The 7,752-nt window shown below is 54.6% G+C and carries 7 protein-coding genes; 2 read left to right on the forward strand and 5 right to left on the reverse strand.

Annotated elements, in window-relative coordinates:
* Position 1 precedes the first annotated feature (1 nt).
* From cyoB to AC3B6F_RS01265, 3 genes are all read right to left on the reverse strand, one after another.
* Complete coding sequence (cyoB, locus tag AC3B6F_RS01255; protein WP_023945293.1) at positions 2-1,990, reverse strand: cytochrome o ubiquinol oxidase subunit I; 1,989 nt, start codon at positions 1,988-1,990, stop codon at positions 2-4.
* Between the two features lie 7 nt (positions 1,991-1,997).
* The gene (cyoA, locus tag AC3B6F_RS01260; RefSeq protein ID WP_034881193.1) at positions 1,998-2,936 is read right to left on the reverse strand and encodes a ubiquinol oxidase subunit II; all 939 of its coding nucleotides are present in this window, start codon (positions 2,934-2,936) and stop codon (positions 1,998-2,000) included.
* Positions 2,937-3,396: 460 nt separating this feature from the next.
* The gene (locus AC3B6F_RS01265) at positions 3,397-4,167 is read right to left on the reverse strand and encodes a Bax inhibitor-1/YccA family protein (protein WP_062023798.1); all 771 of its coding nucleotides are present in this window, start codon (positions 4,165-4,167) and stop codon (positions 3,397-3,399) included.
* 149 nt (positions 4,168-4,316) lie between these two features.
* Here AC3B6F_RS01265 and thpR point away from each other — a divergent pair, with 149 nt between their 5' ends.
* Together thpR and AC3B6F_RS01275 are read left to right on the forward strand one after the other, a co-directional pair.
* Positions 4,317-4,880, forward strand: coding sequence for an RNA 2',3'-cyclic phosphodiesterase (gene thpR / locus AC3B6F_RS01270; RefSeq protein WP_023945287.1), 564 nt, complete (start codon positions 4,317-4,319; stop codon positions 4,878-4,880).
* Complete coding sequence (locus AC3B6F_RS01275; protein ID WP_489823125.1) at positions 4,877-5,548, forward strand: uracil-DNA glycosylase family protein; 672 nt, start codon at positions 4,877-4,879, stop codon at positions 5,546-5,548. Before thpR ends, AC3B6F_RS01275 begins: the two co-directional genes overlap by 4 nt.
* Here the strand turns inward: AC3B6F_RS01275 and AC3B6F_RS01280 are convergent.
* Both AC3B6F_RS01280 and AC3B6F_RS01285 read right to left on the reverse strand, forming a co-directional pair.
* Positions 5,475-6,173, reverse strand: coding sequence for a MarC family protein (locus tag AC3B6F_RS01280; RefSeq protein ID WP_010502831.1), 699 nt, complete (start codon positions 6,171-6,173; stop codon positions 5,475-5,477). The genes AC3B6F_RS01275 and AC3B6F_RS01280 overlap by 74 nt on opposite strands.
* A complete protein-coding gene (locus AC3B6F_RS01285; protein ID WP_489823127.1) occupies positions 6,170-7,669 on the reverse strand; it encodes a lysylphosphatidylglycerol synthase domain-containing protein in 1,500 nt (499 codons plus the stop codon). The genes AC3B6F_RS01280 and AC3B6F_RS01285 overlap by 4 nt, the downstream gene beginning before the upstream one ends.
* Positions 7,670-7,752 lie beyond the last annotated feature (83 nt).

Consider the following 7,752-nt stretch of genomic DNA (forward strand, 5'->3'; position numbering starts at 1 on the left):
CTTACTCTGCTGCCTGAGCAGCGGCGATACGACGGGAATAAACTTCCTCGTTGTGCTCGATTTCGCTGACAGGGACGTAGTAATCGACATCGCGGTTTGCACTGCGCATGATCATCGTAACGGCAATACCGATCAGGCCAAGACCTGCCATCCACCAGATGTACCAGATGGCACCAAAGCCGAGGATGAACGAGAACGCACCGATGATGGCACCCGCAGCCGTATTCTTCGGCATGTGGATCGGAGCCAGCGGCTTGTTATGTGCACGACGGCCAAGCTGCTTTTCGGTGTGGAACGTGTCCAGACCATGGATGTCCGGGATCACTGCGAAGTTATAAGCCGGCGGCGGAGAAGAAATGGACCACTCCAGCGTACGGCCACCCCACGGATCGCCCGTCAGATCCAGGTTTTCCGGCAGGTTACGATCGCGGATGGAGACGTAAAGCTGCGTGAGCTGGCAGACGATACCCAGAGCGATCACGATCGCACCAGCTTCTGCAACCAGCATCCACGGATACCAGTCCGGGTTGTTATAGTGGTTCATACGACGCGTCATGCCCTCGAGGCCGAGGATGTAGAGCGGGACAAAGGCCAGATAGAAGCCAACGAACCAGCACCAGAACGCACGCTTACCCCAGGCTTCATTCAGCTTGAAACCGAAGGCCTTCGGGAACCAGAAACCCATACCTGCAATGTAGCCAAAGTACACACCGCCGATGATGACGTTATGGAAGTGGGCGATCAGGAACAGGGAGTTGTGAAGGATCCAGTCAGCGGCCGGCATAGCCAGCATGACACCTGTCATACCACCGATGGAGAAGGTGATCATGAAGCCGATCGTCCAGTACATCGGAGCCGTGAATTCAACACGTCCCTTATACATGGTGAACAGCCAGTTGAAGATCTTCACGCCAGTCGGGACTGCAATGACCATCGTCATGATACCGAAGAAGGTATTGACGTTGGCGCCTGCGCCCATGGTGAAGAAGTGATGCACCCACACGACGAACGACAGCACCATGATGGAGCACGTAGCGTAAACCATCGTGTTGTAGCCGAAGAGCGGCTTGCGGGAGAAGGTTGAGGTAACTTCAGAGAACACGCCGAAAGCCGGGATGACCAGAATGTAAACTTCCGGATGGCCCCAGGTCCAGATCATGCTCAGATACAGCATGACGTTACCGCCGGCATCGTTCGTGAAGAAGTGCATGCCAAGGTAACGGTCGAGGCTGAGCAGAGCCAGCGTCACGGTCAGAACCGGGAACGAAGCCATGATCAGAACGGTCGTGCAGAACGCAGTCCAGGTAAAGACCGGCATCTGCATCCAGCCCATGCCAGGAGCGCGCATCTTCACGATGGTCGTGAAGAAGTTCACACCCGTCAGAAGCGTACCAACACCGGAGATCTGAACGGCCCAGATGTAGTAGTCAACGCCAACGCCCGGGCTGAACTGCATTTCGGACAGTGGCGGGTAAACCAGCCAGCCGCACTGAGCAAACTCACCGATGAACAGCGAGATATTGATCAGAAGGGCGCCGACCAGCGTCATGTAGAAGCTGAGCGAGTTCAGGAACGGGAACGCAACGTCGCGTGCACCGATCTGGAGAGGTACCACCAGGTTGAGCAGCCCCGTCATGAACGCCATGGCCATGAAGAAAATCATGATCGTGCCGTGAGCGGAGAAGATCTGGTCGTAGTGGTGTGGCGGAAGGTAACCGGGGTTACCGGCATAGGCCAGCGCAAGCTGGGTACGCATCATGATGGCGTCCGCGAAACCACGGAACAGCATGACGATTGCCAGGATGATATACATCACGGCAAGACGCTTGTGATCGACTGTCGTCAACCATTCGCGCCACAGGTAACCCCACTTACCGAAATAAGTAACGGCACCCAGCACGGCAAGGCCGATGACAGCCACAGCCAGAAATGTACCGACCAGAATCGGCACATCAAAGGGTATGGCTGAAAGGGAGAGTTTTCCGAGCATCTGTCGGTTATTCCTTCATGCCAGTGTCGGACGGTGCAGCGCTGGAAGCGGACTGCATATGCATGACCTTACCCGTCGTCTTCTCAACCATCATGCCATTGTTATACTTGGCGACGATGCCGTCGAAGAGGTCTGGCTGGACATGCGCGAAATACTGCACCGGCGCAGCTTCCTGCGGGGCGGCATATTTCGGATAAGTCGTGTCGTCGAGGTTTTCGCTGCCGCTCTTTACCTTCTCAACCCAGGCGCTGAATTCTTCAGGTGCCATGGCAAGGGTACGGAACTTCATGTCAGAGAAACCGCGACCACTGAACTGGGAGGCTTCACCCAGATAATCACCGGACTCAGCGGCAAGAAGATGCAGCTGCGTCTGCTGACCCGGCATGGAGTAGATCATTGATCCCAGACGCGGGATGAAGAACGACGTCATGACAGTGTCAGAAGTGATCTGGAAGTTCAGCGGCGTGTTCGTCGGAACATCCAGCTGGTTGATCGTCGCGATCCCCAGATCCGGATAGATGAACAGCCATTTCCAGTCGAGAGAGACCACCTGAACATTCAGTGGCTTGACGTTGTCAGCCGTCTGAAGGGGGCGGTACGGGTCGTAGGCGTGGGTGCTGTACCAGCTGATCGCGCCAAGAGCGACGATGATCAGGGCAGGAATGCCCCAGATGACATACTCAATCTTCGTTGAGTGATCCCAGGTCGGCAGATATTCGGCCTGGGTATTGGAAGCACGATACTTCCAAGCAAAGTAAAGCGTTGCGATACAGGTCGGAACCACAATCGCCATCATGATGGCAAATTCAGCCACCATGACGTCGCGGTTCATTTCTGCAATCGGACCGCGCGGCTGAAGCAGATCAACCGTGCAACCCGATAGCATCAGCGCCGGCAACGCTGGGAGATATCGCCAGAGTTTTTTCATCGGTCCTGCTTTCATCATCCGTTCCGGCATGGAGTATTCGCCGGGAAACGGTTTGACACGATAAGGGCCGCATCAGAGCTGCCGAACGCTGCCATAGTCTGCTGCCTTTCTCGTTCGTATCCTGACGTCAGGAACCGGATCAAAGATCCGACCCTGAAATTCATTCAGCATGGGACACGACTGTCCCGGTTCCTCAGGTTTTTTCTGCCTGAATCGACCGGAAGACAAGGCTTATCACGGATTTCGTGAGGAATAGGGCATATCCCCGACAACCCTATAAATGGCTGTTTTTCGCCACATTTGATCTAATTACGACTTTTATTAAGTCTGAAAATTACAGTTTTTTAATGTAAACCAATTCGAATAAGTCGAAAATAATTCAAGACCTTTTTAGTCCAAAAACAAGAAAGGGAGCAAGAAAGGGAGCGACATTGACTGCCACTCCCCCAGAAACATCAAAAATAGTTGAAAGGTAATATCAGTCGCTATTACTGGAACGGACGCCTGTGAACTGAATAAGAAACTGAAACAGGTTCACGAAATTGAGATACATGGAAAGCGCGTCGTAAATACTAAGCTTCCCAATATCATCCTGCGACGCGAAAGACATATATTGCTGGTAGTTAATCTTGATGCGTTGCGTATCGTAGGCTGCCAGGCCAGTAAAAAGAGCCACACCGATTAGAGAAACAAGCATAGCCAGCGGTGCGCTATGCAGGAAGATGTTCACAACCATCGCAATCATGATGCCAATCAGGCCCATGAACAGGAAGGAACCGAGTCGAAGAAGGTTCGCTCCCGTCGTGTATCCCCACAGCGCCATTCCGCCGAACATGACAGCACTGATAAAGAATGTTCTGGCCACCGAAACGCCCGTATAGCTCAACAGCAGGCTGGACATGCTTGCGCCCATCGCTGCGCTGAACAGTAGGAAGATTGCCTGAACAGCAGACCGTGAAAGGCGATTGATCCCGAAGGACAGCACCATCACAAATGCCAGAGGGGCAAAAATTGCGACACCACCAAGAAAGGTCGGCCGCAAAACGAATGCGCCATTAGGCGTTTCTGCCAGATGGAAGAAAAGCGCCCGCAAAGATGTTTCTGCGACGCCATAAGCAACAAGCCCCGTTACGACGAGGCCGATCGCCATCCAGTTGAAGACGCGGCACATGTAGGAACGAAGACCGGCATCAAGACTGCCGACCCCTGCCTGCGTACCGGCCCTGCCGAAATTGGAATTGAAAGCCATGATACCTTTTCCAGTAAAAGGCCCTTTCAAAAAGGGCGCTTGACGAACCTTGAAAGCTCGCCCGTACTTTCCCTGAATGTGGGGCTTTTCACTGCACGGTCAAGAAGACCCTTCATATCTGTGTTCTATTTGTCCGGGAAACGAGCCTCTTGAGACTTTTTGTCGCACTCGACCTCTCCCCCGCCCAGCGCGAAGCGCTCGCTCTTCTCAGAGGGTCATTGCCTGGTGTGCAGTGGGTTCCGTCCGAGAACTATCATTTAACCCTGCGCTTTATCGGCGAAATTACAGATCGCTATGTCATGGACGAGATTGATCTCGCCCTTTCCAGGCTGGCCTGGAAACCGTTTGACGTCTCATTTCAAGGAGCAGGTCTCCGGGAAGGAATGACGGCTGACAGCCTGATCATCGGTATCGAACGATCTGAAGCTCTCAATACGCTTCAGACGCAGGTTGAAAGCGTGCTTCGCAAGGCTGGCTGCTCACCTGCCAAACGACGCTTTCAACCTCACATAACTCTCGGCCACCTTGCGACGACCCAGCGTGCCGATGCGGTCCGGTGGGTTCAAAGACATAATCTTTTCAGAAGTGAGCCAATGCCTGTTCACCACGTTACGCTTTTTGAAAGTCTGCGTGGGTACGATCAGCATGTCTATGTTGCCCGCGCCGAATATGCCTGGCACCCCGACATGCCACTTCTTCCTGAGGATGAATGATTTCCAATCCCACTACACAAGACCGATTGACTGCTCTGGTTCAGGAGGTCCGTGCCTGTCGCGTCTGCGAAAATCATCTTCCGCTTGGCGCGAGACCTCTCATCCATGTCTCTGCAACATCGCGACTGCTGATCGCCAGTCAGGCGCCAGGGACGAAGGCCCATTTCAAGAATACGTCTTTCATGGATCCGTCAGGCGTTCGGCTGAGACAGTGGCTTGGCCTGACGGAAGATGTCTTTTACGACACACAGCACGTTGCCATTCTCCCAATGGGCCTTTGCTACCCCGGGCGCCTACCCAAAGGCGGGGATTGTCCGCCACGCCCGGAATGTGCGCCAATCTGGCGAAATCGGGTCCTCTCCCTAATGCCAGCTTTACAACTTACCCTTTTGGTCGGCAGCTACTCACAACATCATATCTTAGGAAAAGGCTCTGTCACAGAACGGGTCAGGAATTTTCGGGATTATCTACCCGACAATTACTTCCCCCTGCCCCACCCGTCATGGAGAACAGGGGTATGGGAAAAGAAAGCACCCTGGTTTCAGGAAGAGGTCATTCCTGCCCTTCGCGAAAAGGTGCAGGCCATTCTGGCTCTCAGTGATGAGCAAGCCGTAGGGTATCGACCAGAAAGCCCTGAACACCGGAAATCAGGATCTGGATGCCGATAGCCAGAAGGATAAGCGCCGCCAGACGGCTGACAATCCGAGCCCCCGTCACGCCCAGCATGGAAACAATGCGTTCCGCATAGGCGTAAGCTACCGCGACAACAATGCCCATGGCCGTTGCTGCCGCAGAGACACCCATAAAATAATCTGGCACCGGCATATGCGGCGGGCAGGACGAACTCAGGGCAATCGCGACTGAAATACTCCCCGGCCCCACCGTAAAGGGCATGGCCAACGGAAAGAATGCACGCTCTTTCAAATCAGGCGCAGCGACAGTTCGGCCACCCTGCAAAGCCTGCTTCTCTTTACGGGCCTCACTTGTTTCCGGCTGCTGCAACATGACCCAGGCACGAGAGGCCACCACCAGCCCACCCGTTATCCGCAGTGCGTTCATGCTAATACCAAAAAAACTGAGAATCCAGCTTCCGAACCAGATGGAGACAAGAAGGATCGCAAGAGAGTTAAGAGCCACAAGCCGTGCCAGCTCGATAACTTCTTTCCGCGTCCGCCCTTGTGTCGCCTGAGCAAAAATCAAGGAGGCACCAAGCGGATTGATGATCGAGAACAGTGCCGGGAAAGCAATCAACCAACTGTTGACCGCATTACCCAGACTTGGCGGCAAACTCATGAACTTACGGTGCCTGAAGCCGCTTCAGGACGTCCTGCCGACCGCTTCTTGCGAGCCTGCCGTTCTTCTCCACTCAGAAACGCCCGGATCATGCGATAATCCTCAGAAAAACAGCAGATGGTTCCAGCCTTCCCATCCGGGCAAACTGTCAATCCGAGATCATTATAGACGGCCATGAGAGACTGACCAACACGGACAAACGCAAGTTTTCGTCCCTCCTGAAGGGCTAGATCTCTCAATCGCCAGATCGCAGCAATACAGTTCCGCTCCGAACCAGCCGGATCGCCCAGACCAATGATAAACTGCCCCGTACGAAGGAATGGAATGGCGGCACGGCCAGCCTCATCATGCAGCAGTCCACTTGGCCGACGACGTCCCAGTTCCTGCAAGGCGTGCGGAAGACTGCGATAACGCTGCTCATTTTCTGAGTTCCACGCTTCAAAGCGGATGCGCGTCCGGCGCATTCCAAACCAGAGCGCGAAAAGCCCACACAGCGCAGAAATGGCTAGAAACCAGCGTCCGATCGCTGTGTGTGCGTCGTAAATCATTGAACGCCACCAGATAGGACCGAGATGACGTTGCAACGCCACCCATCCCACGCCGAGCAAGCCCAGCGCCCAAAGCGACACCGGGGCAAGCATGGCAGGCGTCAAGGGCGCGACAAGGATTTGTGCACGCCGATAATAGCAGTTCCGGAACGGCGCGATCAGCAACATTACCAGCCCAAGTGCAACCGGTGCCTCCCATGGTGCATGGCGCAGCACCAGCAGAACAACGGACGCCCCCAGAACACCAAGCGACACTTTCCATGCCAGTGCCACGCGCTGAGACAGTCCCAGCGCCAGACCAACCAAAGCCACACCGCTGACAGTCAGAAAAAGATCCGCAATCTGGAAGACTGCCGCGCCCAGTGAGGTGTGAAGGGGCGGCAATTCAGCCGCCAGAGCATAGAGAACCAGAAGAATACCTGCGACAGCCTGAACGCTTGTTGCAACTGTGACAGAGAAATCAGCTTCAGACTCTCGCACCACCTGACTCGGCCGGATACGGCGCGGTGCCTGCCCCGCTGACACGAGCGCCTGCTCGCCACGCAGAAACAGTTCATGCCCTGCAAACATCAAGCCCGCCAGCACAAGCGGAATGATGTAATAAAACAGGCGGAACACCAGAATGGCGCTCATGATTTCCGGAACAGGGAGGTAGGGGCGCAGCGCCAGCAACATGGCACTGTCGAAAACACCTAACCCACCAGGCACACTGGCAACCAATCCAGCCGTGTAAGACGCAATATAAATGGCCAGAAATGTACCAAAACCAAAATGCGCCTCCGGTGGGAGTGGAGGCAGGACGGCATATGCGATCAAGGCTGTTGCCGCCATATCGGCCGCACTGACAGCAATCTGGGAAATCGCAATGCCAGTCCGGGGAATTTCAACCGTGTAGCGCCAGATCCTGACATGACGACGCACACGGGACAGCACGACATACGCGGCCAAAACACCCCAGCACCCTAATCCTGCAAGCCTTAAAAGAAAGGACGGCAGATGAGACAGTACGGGAATTGCATGTGGCTACCATC

Source organism: Gluconobacter sp. ESL1110 (assembly GCF_058107395.1).